The organism is Anaerococcus provencensis, assembly GCF_000312365.2.
Lineage (GTDB): Bacteria > Bacillota > Clostridia > Tissierellales > Peptoniphilaceae > Anaerococcus > Anaerococcus provencensis.
Genome location: NZ_HG003686.1, coordinates 1 through 13,928, shown reverse-complemented (window position 1 = coordinate 13,928; position 13,928 = coordinate 1). Strand labels below are relative to the sequence as shown.

Annotated in this window: 14 protein-coding genes, 1 rRNA gene and 1 pseudogene; 3 read left to right on the top strand and 13 right to left on the bottom strand. The window is 33.6% G+C overall.

The window, feature by feature from the left end; genetic code table 11:
- Positions 1-6: 6 nt before the first annotated feature.
- From BN38_RS02680 to BN38_RS02670, 3 genes are read right to left on the bottom strand one after another with little or no spacing between them, the layout of a single operon-like run.
- Positions 7-1,020 carry a M50 family metallopeptidase gene (locus BN38_RS02680; protein WP_044565434.1) on the bottom strand — a complete coding sequence of 338 codons (1,014 nt, stop codon included), beginning with the start codon at positions 1,018-1,020 and terminating at the stop codon, positions 7-9.
- A gap of 9 nt (positions 1,021-1,029) precedes the next feature.
- A complete protein-coding gene (locus tag BN38_RS02675; protein ID WP_044565433.1) occupies positions 1,030-1,806 on the bottom strand; it encodes a phosphatidate cytidylyltransferase in 777 nt (258 codons plus the stop codon).
- Entirely contained in the window at positions 1,803-2,501 is a 699-nt protein-coding gene (locus BN38_RS02670) for an isoprenyl transferase (protein ID WP_044565431.1), read from the bottom strand. The genes BN38_RS02675 and BN38_RS02670 overlap by 4 nt, the downstream gene beginning before the upstream one ends.
- 226 nt (positions 2,502-2,727) lie before the next feature.
- On the opposite strand from BN38_RS02670, the gene BN38_RS02665 reads away from it, so the two are divergent.
- On the top strand, positions 2,728-3,474 hold the full coding sequence (locus tag BN38_RS02665; RefSeq protein WP_044565430.1) for an ECF transporter S component: 747 nt from the start codon (positions 2,728-2,730) through the stop codon (positions 3,472-3,474).
- 1 nt (position 3,475) lies between these two features.
- Entirely contained in the window at positions 3,476-4,255 is a 780-nt protein-coding gene (locus BN38_RS02660; protein ID WP_044565429.1) for a type III pantothenate kinase, read from the top strand.
- 175 nt (positions 4,256-4,430) lie between these two features.
- Here the strand turns inward: BN38_RS02660 and BN38_RS11515 are convergent, their stop codons facing one another.
- The 9 genes and pseudogenes from BN38_RS11515 to BN38_RS11320 form a co-directional block, all read right to left on the bottom strand.
- Positions 4,431-5,618, bottom strand: coding sequence for a transposase (locus BN38_RS11515; RefSeq protein WP_407636498.1), 1,188 nt, complete (start codon positions 5,616-5,618; stop codon positions 4,431-4,433).
- 12 nt (positions 5,619-5,630) lie between these two features.
- Positions 5,631-5,810, bottom strand: a pseudogene (locus tag BN38_RS11510) (transposase); the annotation flags it as partial.
- Positions 5,811-6,098: 288 nt separating this feature from the next.
- A complete protein-coding gene (locus tag BN38_RS02650) occupies positions 6,099-6,605 on the bottom strand; it encodes a YbaK/EbsC family protein (protein ID WP_044565427.1) in 507 nt (168 codons plus the stop codon).
- Positions 6,605-6,826: a YdbC family protein gene (locus BN38_RS02645; protein WP_044565426.1), complete on the bottom strand. Its 222-nt coding sequence runs from the start codon at positions 6,824-6,826 to the stop codon at positions 6,605-6,607. The genes BN38_RS02650 and BN38_RS02645 overlap by 1 nt, the downstream gene beginning before the upstream one ends.
- A 10-nt stretch (positions 6,827-6,836) precedes the next feature.
- Positions 6,837-7,952, bottom strand: a complete 1,116-nt coding sequence (locus BN38_RS02640) for a GH25 family lysozyme (RefSeq protein WP_049944430.1) — start codon at positions 7,950-7,952, stop codon at positions 6,837-6,839.
- Positions 7,953-8,554: 602 nt separating this feature from the next.
- The gene (locus BN38_RS02635) at positions 8,555-10,651 is read right to left on the bottom strand and encodes a heavy metal translocating P-type ATPase (protein WP_044565424.1); all 2,097 of its coding nucleotides are present in this window, start codon (positions 10,649-10,651) and stop codon (positions 8,555-8,557) included.
- A gap of 19 nt (positions 10,652-10,670) precedes the next feature.
- A complete protein-coding gene (locus BN38_RS02630) occupies positions 10,671-11,120 on the bottom strand; it encodes a CopY/TcrY family copper transport repressor (RefSeq protein ID WP_044565423.1) in 450 nt (149 codons plus the stop codon).
- 357 nt (positions 11,121-11,477) lie between these two features.
- Positions 11,478-12,281: an alpha/beta hydrolase gene (locus BN38_RS02625; RefSeq protein WP_044565422.1), complete on the bottom strand. Its 804-nt coding sequence runs from the start codon at positions 12,279-12,281 to the stop codon at positions 11,478-11,480.
- Between the two features lie 212 nt (positions 12,282-12,493).
- On the bottom strand, positions 12,494-12,778 hold the full coding sequence (locus BN38_RS11320; RefSeq protein WP_230197715.1) for a type 1 periplasmic-binding domain-containing protein: 285 nt from the start codon (positions 12,776-12,778) through the stop codon (positions 12,494-12,496).
- Between the two features lie 418 nt (positions 12,779-13,196).
- Between BN38_RS11320 and BN38_RS10890 the strand changes: the two genes are divergently transcribed.
- Entirely contained in the window at positions 13,197-13,535 is a 339-nt protein-coding gene (locus tag BN38_RS10890; protein ID WP_326544529.1) for a transposase, read from the top strand.
- 106 nt (positions 13,536-13,641) lie between these two features.
- On the opposite strand, the gene rrf is transcribed toward BN38_RS10890, so the two are convergent.
- Positions 13,642-13,758 (bottom strand): 5S ribosomal RNA (rrf, locus tag BN38_RS02610).
- Positions 13,759-13,928: the final 170 nt, after the last annotated feature.

The window sequence follows — 13,928 nt, the reverse complement described above, 5'->3', positions numbered from 1 at the left end:
ATCTCCTTAAAAAAGTGTAAATATGTCTTTTATTGTGACTATTAGTATCAAAGATAAGAGGATTATAAATCCTGCAATAGTCACCTTTTCTTCTATTTTCTTGTTGACCCTTTTTTTTGTAATCATCTCATAGAGATTTGTAAATATCTTTGATCCATCAAGGGCTGGAAATGGTATCAAATTGAAAACTGCAAGGTTAACGCTGATGTATGACAAAAAGTATAGGACATTCATCACTCCATTTTGAGCTTGATTGCCAATTTCCTTTACTACGCCAACTGGTCCACTTAGGGCTCCAAAGGAAAGTTTGCCCGTAAATAGATTGCCCAAAACAGTAAAAATAAGTTTAATATTTCGACCTGTTTCTTTAAAACCCAGTCCAATAGCTTCCAAAAATCCCACATCGCGCATCTTGGCCGTTACACCAATATAGGCCATATCATCTTGAAATGATGGGATGATATCAAAGGACTTCTCTTCATTATCTCTTCTAACCTTAACAGTCACTGGCTTATCTTTTGGATTAGCCTCATAGAAACTTGTTAGATTCTTTGAAATATCAGTAAAATCTTTAATTTCCCTATCTCCAACACTCAAGATCTCATCATCCAAGATAATTCCAGCTTCTTTTGCCTTTGAATCGTCAGTAAATCCACCAACAGAATTTGTAGCAGTTCCACTGTTAAAGGCAACTATAGTAAACACAATAACTGCAAGTATCAGATTCATAAGAGGCCCTGCAAGGATTGTCAAAAATCTCTTGTAAGCAGGTGCGTTGTCGTAGCTTCTTGGATCATTTGACTCGTCGTCTTCCCCTTCCATAGCGCAATATCCACCAATTGGTAGAAGCCTTAGAGAATACTTTGTTTCTCCCTTCTGATTTGAGACTATCTCTGGTCCCATACCTACGGCAAATTCATTTACTTTTATGCCGGATAATTTTGCCACTATAAAATGTCCAAACTCGTGGATTGTTACCAAAAGTAAGAACATCACAATAGCTATAATAATTGTTCCCATTTATTCTCCTTACATGATGGAAAAAAGATAAAGGATTGGCGCAATAAAAATCATAGAATCAAACCTATCTAGAATGCCCCCATGGCCTGGGATTATATTGCCAAAATCTTTTATTCCCGTTTTTCTCTTTATAAAACTTGCCACCAAATCCCCAATTTGAGATAAGATAGCTCCAAATACTGAAAAAATTATAACATAAGATGTATTAATACCAACTAAATTATATTTATGATAAATCAAATTTAAAACCAAAGCTCCAATTATACCACCTATACAGCCTTCGATAGTCTTTTTTGGACTAATGTGAGCTATTGATTTGATTTTACTCCTGCCAATAATAGAACCCACTAGATAAGCAAAAGTATCAGATCCCCAAGCTGTGATATATAAAGGCCAAATATATTTTATGTCTCTGATTCTAATAATAGTCCCCATCAAAGTAGGGATATACATAAGGATAAAAATCCCAATACTAATTGTATAAAAAGATACATCTTCCTTAAATATCATATAAATTAGTAGCGCTATGACAGAAAAAATAATTGCCAAAATAAAAGCATCTTTATCTTGCCAGTATGCAGCCCCCATTATGGCTAAATCACAAATATATAACAAAGTTTTTGGAAGTTTTATATCAATATTGGCAAAAGCTTCCGTAATCTCCCTTATTGCTATAAGGGAAAATATTGTAAATCCAATACTTAATGATATGTGACCAAAATATGTTATGGCAAATATCACAAGTAGGATTATAGCTCCACCATAAGTTCTCTTTAGCAAATTCATTTGACATCTCCAAAGCGGCGGTTACGTCTAGAATATTCTTCTATGGCCTTATCAAAGTCCTCATAAGAAAAATCTGGCCATAGCTTATCAGTAAAATATAGCTCGCTATAGGCAATTTGATAAATCAAAAAATTTGATATTCTAAGCTCACCACCAGGTCTTATTAATAAATCTGGGTCTGGTATATCTTTAGTATATAAATATTCAGAAATGAGTTTTTCATCTATATCTTCTGCCTTGTACCCATCGTTAACAATATTTTTAAAAGCGTGGACTAGCTCGTCCCTACCACCATAGTTTAAAGCAATATTTATAAACAGAGATTTATTATCCTTTGTTCTATCAAGTGCTAATTCGACTGCCTTTCTAGTTTGGTCAGGAATAGCAGACAAATCTCCCAAAAAGTTCAGCTTACAATCTTCTTCCATAAGTTGATCAATTTTATCATTTACAAACTTAATAAGAAGTTTCATCAAATAGTCAACTTCTTTTTTTGGTCTTTTCCAATTTTCGGTAGAAAATGCATATAGGGTCAAATATTTTACTCCACGTTTTTTGGCGTGGATAGCTATATCGACTACATTTTCCGCTCCATTTTTGTGGCCAAAAGTCCTTGGCATATTTCTTTTTTGAGCCCAACGCCCGTTCCCATCAAGTATTATAGCAACGTGACTTGGTGTTTTTATATCTTCCATAATTCCCTCTTCATAAAGTCTAGAAGTATTATACCGTTTTTAAAGATAAGACACTTAAATATTACTCGTTATATTTATAACTAATAACTTTACTATCTGATTTTTTATGCTATAATTTATATAGCTTATTTAAAGGCAGGATACTTAACTGATCCTAGCAAAATAAAAGCAAAGTTAGTGAACAAAGAAAGAACGATATCAATATGAACCGTATCAGGAGGTAAAAATGAAAAAAGAAAAACTAACGAGCAAAAAACTTGTTACAGCTGCCATTCTCGGTGCTATAACAGTGGTACTTTCCCTTACACCACTAGGTCTAATACCACTTGGCCTAATCAATGCTACAACCATGCATATTCCAGTAATCATTGCAGCCATTGTAGAAGGACCACTAGTAGGCGCACTAGTAGGTTTGATATTTGGTATATCATCCCTAGCTAATGCTATCATTAGACCTAATCCGGTATCTTTTGTATTCTACAACCCACTTATATCAATAGTCCCAAGGATACTTATAGGTATTACTTCATATTATGCTTACAGCGCCCTTAAAGGCAAAGATGAAAAAACATTAAAAGTACTAACAAAAGTATTGTGGACACTAATCTTACTTGGACTAGCCTACTTACTATATAGAAATATAAAAACTGGTGCATCAACACTAAACATAGTCTTAGTTGTAATTCTACTTATAATTACAATTGGCTTACTTATTTATTCACAAAAAACACCTACCCTAGACTTCCCAGTAGCTATAGGTGCCTTTGTAGGATCTATGACAAATACCATACTTGTCCTAGGTGGCATATATGTAATCTATGCTGAAAAATACGTAAAAGCAGTAAATATTCCACTAGAAAGTGCCAAATCAGCAATACTAGGAGTATCAATCACATCAGGTATTCCAGAAGCAATACTTTCTGTCATTCTTGCAACATCAGTAGTAAAAGCTGTAAAGAATACGAGAAGGTAAAATGTTACTTGCAATTGATATTGAAAACAAAATTACAAATGTAGGAATATTTGAAAATAAAAAGCTAATAGGAAATTTTGAAATAACAACTGACAAAAATAAATCGGTAGATGAGATTTACCTCATCATAAAGCTAATGCTAATGGATAAGGAAATTAATTTTTCTGATATTAATCATGTAATAATTTCTACAGTTGTCCCAGAATTATTAGAAAGCTACAGTAAAATTTCACAAAAAATTACTAATAAAAATCCAATAATAATTTCTCCTGGTGTAAAGACAGGAATAAATATAAAATGTGAAAATCCAAAAGAAGTCGGCACAGATAGAATAATCAGAGCTGTTGGAGCAAGTGATTTCTATGATAAAAACATCATAATTATATCAGCTTCAACTATTACTACCATTGATTATATTAATGAGAAAAAAGAATTCTTAGGTGGAGTAATCCTTCCTGGAATTGACCTTTTTGAAAAATCTCTACACCAAGAAAGTGCCAAACTTCCCCAAGTAGAAATTCTAAGACCTGAGAAAATCCTAGGAAATAACACAACAAAATCAATCCAAAGTGGAATTTTCCACGCCTATCAAAACGCTTGCTGGGGAATCGTAAAAGATATAATTGATGAACGAAAATTAAATAATGAAAAACCTGAAATAATTATTACAGGCAAATATGCAAACTTTTTGGCAAAATCTACATCTACACAAATACCATCACTAAGCCTTATAGGTCTAAGTAAAGTATTTGAAATCAATAAGGAAAAATTTGATAAATAAAAAAATAGGTGGTGTTGCAGAATAGGAAAATCTATTCTGCTCATCACTTTTTTTATTGTATATTTATATCAAGCCATAATATTCTGTACAGTTTTTAAACATGAGGATAAATTTTTCCACATTTTCTTTAAAATTAGGTTCAAGTAATAGAGCTCCTCATTTTAATATTTTTTTCTTAGGCAGCTTTATATTTTATGATTTCTAAGTTTCTTTTTTCTATTTTTGATGATAATTTGTTTAAGTTTAGTGCCATTGACAATAGGCATATTTCACTTATTATATTTGCTTTTCCTCTGTGGTGGAATCTATTGTAGTTTAGTCCTGATTTTATTTTGGAAAATGCTCCTTCTGCTTGGATTGATCTGTTTAATCTTTCTTCTATTCCTTGGGCTGATCTTATGTTTTCTAAGGATTCTTTTCTATATTTTTGGAATGTTTCTGATATGTAGATTCCTTTGGTTTTTTTACCATCTTTGTTCCAGTCGAAACACCTGTAGACTTTAGTTGTTGTTACATATCCGCTTTTTCTTTTTCTATATCTATCTTTACATCTTACGAATTCTTTACCTTCTTCTGATATGTATTTGTCTTGATGTTCATCATAGTTTAAGCTTTCCTTAAATGCTTGTTCTTTTTTATATTTCCGTGTTTTGGATTTTTCATAGTTTGATGGTTTTATGTAGGATGTTAGATTGTTCTCTGCTAGATATACATAGTTTTCTTCACTTTCATATCCTGCATCTGCTACTATTTTGTCTAGTTTGTTTGGATAGTTTTCTTGTAGTTTTTTTAAGAATGGTTTTAGGGTGTACATATCGGATGGATGGTGTGATACATTTTCTCCTATGATGAAGCCTGATGCACTTGCTAGTCCTCCACGAGCCGGACGGGCTAATTTTTTGTAGGCTGGTTTTAGTTGACCATTTCTCATGTGGTCTTCTTTCATTCTCATGAAGGTTGCATCATAGTCTGTTTTTGAGTAGGAGTTTCTGTAATCGCCCATTATTTCTAAATGTTTATTGTAAGTTTCTAGTTTGTTTTTCCAATCTTTTAATTGTTCATAGTCTCGTTGAAGTTGGTGTTTTCTTTTGCCTTGCCCATGTACAAAGTTTATCTTTTTTTCTTTACATTCTTTACTTACTTGATTAAATACTATTTTTACTATTTCTAATACTTGGGATGGGGTTAATTCATTACTTAAATCGAAGTGCTTTATTATTCTTACTCTTAGTTTTTCTTGCCATTTTTCTATGCTTCCTCGCCATACAAAACTGTATCTGTTGGCGTAGGCTTCTATTTTTGTTCCGTCTATGTATATGCTTGATAGGTCTATTTGTTTTTCTTCTATTAGTATTTGGACCATTTGATTTAATAGATTGGGTGTTAGTTCTACTATTTTTTGTCTGAATCTGTTTATGGTAGAATGATCTGGTGGGTTTTGTCCATCTAGTAAATATTTTATTCTTAGATCATATTTGCATGATTTTTCTATTTCCCTTGATGAGAATATTCCTTCTGAATAGCAGAATATTATTATTTCCAGCATAGTTACTGGATTTACAGTAGGTTTTCTTCCAAATGATGAGTACTTTTTTTAATTCTGCTAGATCTATCCTTTCAATTTATATTTTTTTACAAGCCTTAGTTTAACATCATTTTGAATGTATATTTCTGTATTAAAGTTTAATTTTAATTGAATTGTATCATTAACTAGTGTAAAATTAGTTAGTGATGATGTATTTGTAACGGTTTTCATAAATACATTGTATCAGAAAAAGACGAGGATGTTTAGTTTCCTCGTCTTTTTTCTATGTTAGGACTTTTGCAACAGCCCCCTTATTTTTTAAAATTCTGGAATTGCTTGGAAGTCAAATATTTGATAATCATAACCAGCATTTTTAACAAATTTGAATACATCTTCATTCTTTAAAAAGACTGTCTTCGTATTGTCATCTGGATGGAAGGTCATAATTTCATTTTCGTCGATCATATCCTTGTCAAAGATAACTTTGATATCTTCATCAGTATTAATAAGACCAAACACTGAGATTATACCAACTTCTTGGTCCAATATTTCCAGTATCTTTTCCGGTTGAACAAAGTGCATGCCTTTTTCATCCAAAAGCTTGTTATAATCTTTTATACTAATCATCTTTTGATCGTCCATAACGATAAGATAGTATTGCCTATCCTTTCTATTGGCCATGAAAAGATTCTTAGTCCTAGCACCTTCCTTGCCTTCTATATACCTATCAGCTTCTTCTGTGGTTTCAGCAGCTGGATGCTCTACCATATCATATTTGATATCAAGCTCATCAAATATTTCAAATAGCTTATCCCTATCGCTCACTAAAATTCCTCCTCTGCAAGGATATGTTTTAGTACTTCTGCTTCTTCTTTAGTAAGAGTTACACCCTTGCTCATTCTAGTGTGATCTTCATTCCAATCTCTAATGTCATATTTTGGATCCCTTTCATTCCAAGAAACAAGGTTAAGTTCCTTTGTCCATCCCTTAGCATTTGTAGAAAGTACTCCAAGATTTTCAACTATATCAAATTTTAATTCTGCCATAATTTCCTCCTTAAGCTCTAGTAATTTTTAATCTTTCATTAACGGCTTTTTGTACGATATTATAATCATAACCTGCATAGGTGAGGCGTTTTTTCCTCTCGGCACCTGTACCCCATCTGCCAGCTATTATTTCACTTACAAGCTTATCCATGCTCTTTTTAGATCTACCCTTAATAATCAAAGGATAATCTTTATAGACTACACTTGTATCTACATTATATTTATATCCATTATAGTACCCCTTGTCAGTAAACTGCCAAGAGTCAAAATCAGAACCATTATATTTGGTAAAGTTCTTTGATGCGTAATCAGCTATCCAAAATTCGTATTTATTTCTCACATCTTTGGTCAAATAGTTATTGGCAAACCAAGGATATGAATATATACCAGATACATAGCCATTTCTTCTCATGGCTAGTATAAAGGCTTCAGCAGCTTCAGAAATGTCGGCCTTAGACGCCTTTGCTTGCCTTTTGTCATCCTCTATGTCTATATAAACAGGATAAGATACATTTTTATTTTTTAAAACTCTACTTACATATTCAGCTTCTCTTATAGCCTCTCTAGGGTTGATAGCGCGAGAATAGTGATAGAATCCCAAAGGAACTCCCCTACTATTAAGCTGCCTATAGTGTTCTTCTAGATGATAATCAGTCCTGATATTTAAGGTGTCTGCATCCATAATAGAAGTACGTAGGATTGCACCATCGATACTTTTGGCAAACTTATCATAATTAATCAAACTAGGATTTTGGTGCTCCGAAATATCTACAACTTTTTTATAAACTGGTGTCTTAGAATAAATAGGTTCCTTTTTTTGATCTTCATATGTGGTCTCAGTAGTTTCTGTAATATCAACTTCACCATTGTCTTTCACTGTAGTTTCCTCAGTAACTGTTTCTTCAATAGGCTTAAAATCTGGAACAACATCCTCACTTGGATTATTTATATATTCCTTAATCCTATTTTCTACTTCTTTTTTATCATAATAAATACCATTGTCATCCAAAACCTCGTCAAGATTTATATCATTATACCTAACAAGATCTGATGCATAAGAAGTAGAAGAAGAAACAAAGGCAAAACAAAAAGTAAGAGCCAATAATTTATTTTTAAAACTAGCCATAGATAATCCTTTCAAAAATAAGTAAATAAATTATTACAAAATAATTACATAATCATTATAGATTAATCTATGTAAAAATTCAATCAATAAATTGAGTATTGTTTATCACATATAAATTAGATACTAAAAAACTCATTCAAATGACTAAGTCTAGTTTCACTCGACATCCATGAAGTCTACATATATAAGGGATACTTTCTTCCACAATATATACTGGCTTATTTTCTATATTAGATATAGTAAAACATATATTTATGGATTATCAAAACCTCTTTTTACAATCCACTTATCAGGAAATATCCCTCCTTATCCATTTATACTTTCACTTTGAATTCAAATGTATCCTTCTCCTTGTCTGTTTTTCGTAATATTTTGCTAGTTGAAATAGTGAGCACTGGTACTTTTCCCCTAATTTATTAACTTTCGAAATTCGGACAAAGCTAAAATAATCAGTCTAATGGTCTTTATTCATTATAAATAAGGTCTTTATAAACAATAAAAAAAGGAAGAGATGATTTTTAAAGTACTTACATCTCTTCCTCTTCTGTAAAATTATGGTATTTTATTCTTTAAAGAGTTTCAATTATTCTATGCGTTAACTGTCATTTTTTTGGGTCTAATCTTAATAAAATTGCATTAATTGCGACTATGACTGTTGACAAAGACATTAGAATTGCTCCTAATGCAGGACTTAATGTTATATCGATAGGGGCCAAAATTCCCGCAGCTAGAGGGATAGCTATAAAGTTATAGCCGGCTCCCCAAAAGAGGTTTTGTTTCATTTTACGAGTTGTTTTGTGCGCTAATTCAATGAATGATTCAATATCTCCTGGATCGGATTGAGTCAATATGACATCTGCTGAATCCAATGCAACTTGAGTCCCAGCACAAACAGCTATACCAACATCTGCCAAGGCAAGAGAAGGGGCATCATTGACACCGTCACCTACCATGATAACTTTTTTTCCTTCATCTTTAAGTGCTTTTACTAACTCATATTTATCTTGTGGAGATTGATTTGCTTTATATTCAATCTCTAAATCTTCTGATACACCTAAAGCCGCTTTTTCATTATCACCTGTTGCCATAATTGGTTGTATATTGTTCTTTTTAAGAGCTTTTATTAACTCTTTGCTGGTTGGCTTTAATTCGTCTCCTAAAGCTACAGCACCAATGGCATCATCGTTTTCTACTAATATACTGAGAGTAGCTCCTTTTGGAATATCAATATCCAAATTACGTCCATATGCTTTTTGACTGATTAATTGGTAACTATGGCCCTTGGCTTTGCCTTCTACTCCAGCACCGGAAATCACATCAATTGAATCAAAAGATACTGGACTTATATCTTGCTGGTTAGCGAAACTAATAATTGATTGAGCAATTGGGTGGCTAGATCCTCCTTCAATACCTGCCAGTAAGGCAATGATTTCCTCTTTTGTATATTTGTCATTAAGAAGTTTTACATCTAATACTTTAAACTCACCAGTTGTTAAAGTACCTGTTTTATCTAAAATCATCACATCTGCATCTTGAGCTATTTCTAAGGCTTGGCGGTCTTTTACTAGTAAGCCACGACTAGCTCCTAAGCTTGTGCTACGGGCGGTTACCAATGGAATAGCCAGACCCAAGGCGTGAGGACAAGCTATAACTAATGTTGTGATAGCAAATTTTACTGCCGTTGGGATGTCCGCTATAAGCATCCATACTACAAAAGCTATTAGTGCGGCAGTTACCGCAATATAGAAGAGCCACCCTGCAACTTTTTGAGCAATATTTTCTGCCCTGGAAGGCTGACTTTGAGCTTGGCTGATTAGATTCTGTACTTGAGAGATGAAGGATTGATCACCTGTCTCTCGCACTTTAATATAAAGAACCCCTTCTCCATTTGTTGAGCCCCCGATTACTTCATCGCCAGGACCTTTTTTAACTGCTTTTGACTCCCCAGTTAGAAGAGCTTCATTTAAACGTGATTCGCCACGCTCGATAGTTCCATCTGCTGGCACATTTTCCCCAGCTTGAACACGAATTAAATCACCTACCTTTAAGTCAGCAACTGGACGTGTTTCAATTGAATCATCTTCTAATACAACATGAGCATCTTTTGGTACCAGCTTAGCCAGTTCTTCTTGTGCATCTCCTGCTTGTCCAATAGCTTTCATCTCAATCCAGTGACCTAATAACATGATTAATAGTAATGAAGCAAATTCAAAGAAGAAATCCATAATTTGTTCACCTGTTACGTAGCTTGCTATTACAGTATAAATACTATATAAATATGAAACACTTAAACCTAAAGAAACGAGAGCCATCATTCCAGGTTCTTTTTGTTTAAATTCGTCAACTGCACCTTGATAGAATGGACGTCCACCATAAATAATTAATATAGTAGATAAAATAGCTACTACAATATCAGAATATGGAAAAGTAAACTGGAATGGTAGGTCAAACCCAGCCATAGGGGATAAGAGCATAATAATGATTCCTAGTGGTAATGACTTTAAGAAAAGTTCCTTAAAGTTACCGTGATGATGATGCTCATGCCCACCGTGCCCACTGTGGTCATGGTGGGCATGATGGTCGTAATGTTGATCCTTATGGTCTCCATGTTCTTCCGTGCTTACGTGCTCATGTTTTGAATGATCCATGTCGCCATGATTATGGTGACTGTGGGATGAATGTTTGTTGTTATTGTTCATTTTAAATACCTCCTTATTCTTAATGATGATGTAAATGACACTCGCATTGTCCTTCTGGACAATTGCAATCCACTTCTTCTACTGCGAAAGCTTTTTTCTTCTCTAATATTTCTTCTAATCGATCTATATCATCGAAGCTTAAGACATGATCTTCAATGATGTTTCCTATTACATTTCCGACTTTCTTTCGGCAGATACGGTTAAAAATATCCTCTGTATAATCCCTTACGGCTTCTTTCTCTTCAATATTGGCAGTGTAAATAAACTTTCTACCTTCCTGCTCTGTATTTAGTACGCCTTTCTCAACTAATCGACCTAAGATCGTTTTGATAGTAGATTGTGTCCAGTCCATTTTTTCTTTCAATACGGAGATGACTTTTTTACTAGTTACTCGATCATTTGCCCAAACTACACGCATGACTTCCCATTCAGCATCTGTGATATGAGTATTATATACTATTGCATCCATTTTCTTTCCCTCCTTGTCGTTTACAATTGTAGACTCAATGCTTAAAATAAGTTTACTCTTGTAAACCAATCTTGTCAAGTATTTTTTATAATACGTAAACAGCTATTATTGCCTTTATTTTATATTTTTACTCAAACTAATATAAGTTTACATTGATTTACTTATAGTAATTTAGAATTATAAATAATTAAGAAAAGAGATAGAAAAATATATTAAATGGTACAATGATTAAGACAAAATTAAACGGAATGTCTCCTGTTATGTACAGATTACATTCCGTTTAAAATATTATTAAATTATTCCGTGTTTACGGGTTCAGCTCAATTTCCCCTAGCGTTTTTAATGTTAATTTTTTGCTTATAGCCTATTATCTATCCAAGTAATGATATCGCCAATTACTTCGTCTTTGGCATATTCATTCATGATTTCATGGTAAAGACCCTTATAGATTTTAATTTGGCAGTCTTTAGAAGAGTTGTTTTCAAAAAAGTCAAAGGAATCTTTGAAATTAACTATGCCATCGTCCCTGCCGTGGAGAATTAAAACTGGGTAAGAAAAGTCTTTTTCATTTTCCTTAAACCAAGCTATTCCGTCTTTTAATGCATATAAAAGACCCAGTTGGTATTTTTTAAGGTTTAATGGGTCAGCAACATAGGCTTCTACAACTTCTTTTACAGAGCAAACCCCGTCGCCAAGCTCGTTTGGAAGTTCTGTGTGTGGGTCAAGGCCAGGACCTACCATTTCAGTTATCTTATTATTATCGTGGGTAAGACCACCAGAAGTTATGACTCCAACAAGGTTTTTATCCCTATACTTTGCCCCGTAAAGGCTTACTGCAAAACCACCCATAGAATGACCTAGCAAGAATACTGGCTTATCAGGATTTTCTTCTATAGCATTATCTACAACTACATTTACATCTTCTAGCATGTCTTCGTAGTCCTTGTAATATCCCCTCTCGCCTTCAGACTTGCCGTGGCCCCTGTGGTCAAACCTATAGGTCGAAAAACCTGCATTGTGAAATTTCTCAGCCACATAATCGTACCTACCAGAATGTTCTGCCAATCCATGGACAATAACAACTGCAGCCTTGGCATTTTTTACTTCTTCCTTGTTGTAAAATAAAGCTGTGCCATCGAAAGATTCAATAAAATTTGTCATGATCATTCCTCCAATTTTTTCTATATCAAATATTTGCTTTCCTAAACAAAAGCTTATTATATATTAATACCCCTAAGAGTTGTTTCCTTTTCAATTAATTTTGCCTCGAGGGCAATATTTATCTGAGCTTCTTCATCATTTAAAATCTTAAGAAGATTATCAATTGCAAAATTTATCTGATCGGAAATTCTCTGATCTATGGAAGTTATGGCTTAGTCGGTAAAGTCTCTTGCATGGATATTGTCAAAACCTATAATGCCAAGGTCTTCAGGGATTTTTATTTCTTCATTTGCCATAAGTTTATAGGTATTTACAGCAAGCCTATCTAACTCAAATTGGATTGAGTCAAATTCTACGTTTTTCCTTAGAAAATCGATTAATTTCAAGAGGTCTTCCTCTGGGTCTTTTACTTTAAATTCAACAAAATTCGCATCGTCATAATACTTATAAAGAGCCTCAACAAAACCTGATTTCTTGGCAATATAGGACCTAGACATATAACTAGTATCCAAAGACACATAGAGGGGTTTCTTGTAAGAATTATCCTTAAAAAGCTTGACAGTCTGGTCTATAGCTTCAATTTAATCTATATAGACGTTTACAATTTTTTCGTTTTCGTCAGTTGTTTTAACATTTAAAATCGGCATGGGAATAAGAACCGACATATTTTTTAGATTTTCCTAAAATCTTTTTTCTTCATAGGTAGAACCCACACAAATAATTGCTTCAACCTTGCTTTCAACCAAGACATCAGGGTAGGAGACCTTTTTTCATAGGTGTCAGTTGTAACGCAAAGAAGTGTAGTATAACCAAACTCATAAAGCTTTTTTTCAAGCTCATAGGCTGATTGGCTTTCAAAATACCCTCTAATGTCAGGGACCATTATACCAATCATCTGGAAAGAAAAATTGATACATAACAATAACAAAAGTCTACAGATCTTTCGACTGGAACAAAGATGGTCAAAAAACTAAAGGAATCTACATAGCGAAAACCTTCCAAAAGTATAGGAAAGAATCATTAGAAAACATAATATCTGACCAAGGAATAGAAGAAAGATTAAATAGATCAATCCAAGCTGAAGGAGCATTTTCAAAAATAAAGTCAGGACTAAACTACAATAGATCCCATCATAGAGGAAAAGAAAATATAATAAGCAAAATATGCCTCTTATCAATAGTACTAAACATAAATAAACTAGCATCAAAAATAGAAAATAAAGATTTAAACATCATAAAATACAAAGCCGCCTAAGAAACAAAGTGATGAGCAGAATAGATTTACTTATTCTGCAACATCACCTCTCACTATGCTCGACCATTCCATGGAGGGTCCTCCTTGATCCGGACGGGCTTATTTTATTCAGCAGCTTCCTACTCTACCGGGAGGTCGCCCTCCGAGTACCATCGGCGTTGCTAGGCTTAACTTCTATGTTCGGTATGGAGATAGGTGTATCCCTAGCGCTATCGCTACTGTATTATTTTATTTATGAACCTCAAACTGTTCGTAAATGTCATCCAAGCTGCTTTGCACCTTGGGACATTCTGAACAAGGTCCTTCCATCATTTTAGCTTTGCTAAAATGGGATAGGACTCTCAAATAGCAATCAATATTTCCAGTCAAGATATAAAGTTTAGTATCCTTTAG

Excerpts from the sequence above, each read along its gene's own strand:
- BN38_RS02680 (WP_044565434.1), bottom strand. The coding sequence starts at position 1,020 with ATGGGAACAATTATTATAGCTATTGTGATGTTCTTACTTTTGGTAACA.
- BN38_RS02675 (WP_044565433.1), bottom strand. The coding sequence starts at position 1,806 with ATGAATTTGCTAAAGAGAACTTATGGTGGAGCTATAATCCTACTTGTG.
- BN38_RS02670 (WP_044565431.1), bottom strand. The coding sequence starts at position 2,501 with ATGGAAGATATAAAAACACCAAGTCACGTTGCTATAATACTTGATGGG.
- BN38_RS02665 (WP_044565430.1), top strand. The coding sequence starts at position 2,728 with ATGAAAAAAGAAAAACTAACGAGCAAAAAACTTGTTACAGCTGCCATT.
- BN38_RS02660 (WP_044565429.1), top strand. The coding sequence starts at position 3,476 with ATGTTACTTGCAATTGATATTGAAAACAAAATTACAAATGTAGGAATA.
- BN38_RS11515 (WP_407636498.1), bottom strand. The coding sequence starts at position 5,618 with ATGGTCCAAATACTAATAGAAGAAAAACAAATAGACCTATCAAGCATA.
- BN38_RS02645 (WP_044565426.1), bottom strand. The coding sequence starts at position 6,826 with ATGGCAGAATTAAAATTTGATATAGTTGAAAATCTTGGAGTACTTTCT.
- BN38_RS02640 (WP_049944430.1), bottom strand. The coding sequence starts at position 7,952 with ATGGCTAGTTTTAAAAATAAATTATTGGCTCTTACTTTTTGTTTTGCC.
- BN38_RS02635 (WP_044565424.1), bottom strand. The coding sequence starts at position 10,651 with ATGAACAATAACAACAAACATTCATCCCACAGTCACCATAATCATGGC.
- BN38_RS02630 (WP_044565423.1), bottom strand. The coding sequence starts at position 11,120 with ATGGATGCAATAGTATATAATACTCATATCACAGATGCTGAATGGGAA.
- BN38_RS02625 (WP_044565422.1), bottom strand. The coding sequence starts at position 12,281 with ATGACAAATTTTATTGAATCTTTCGATGGCACAGCTTTATTTTACAAC.
- BN38_RS11320 (WP_230197715.1), bottom strand. The coding sequence starts at position 12,778 with ATGTCTAGGTCCTATATTGCCAAGAAATCAGGTTTTGTTGAGGCTCTT.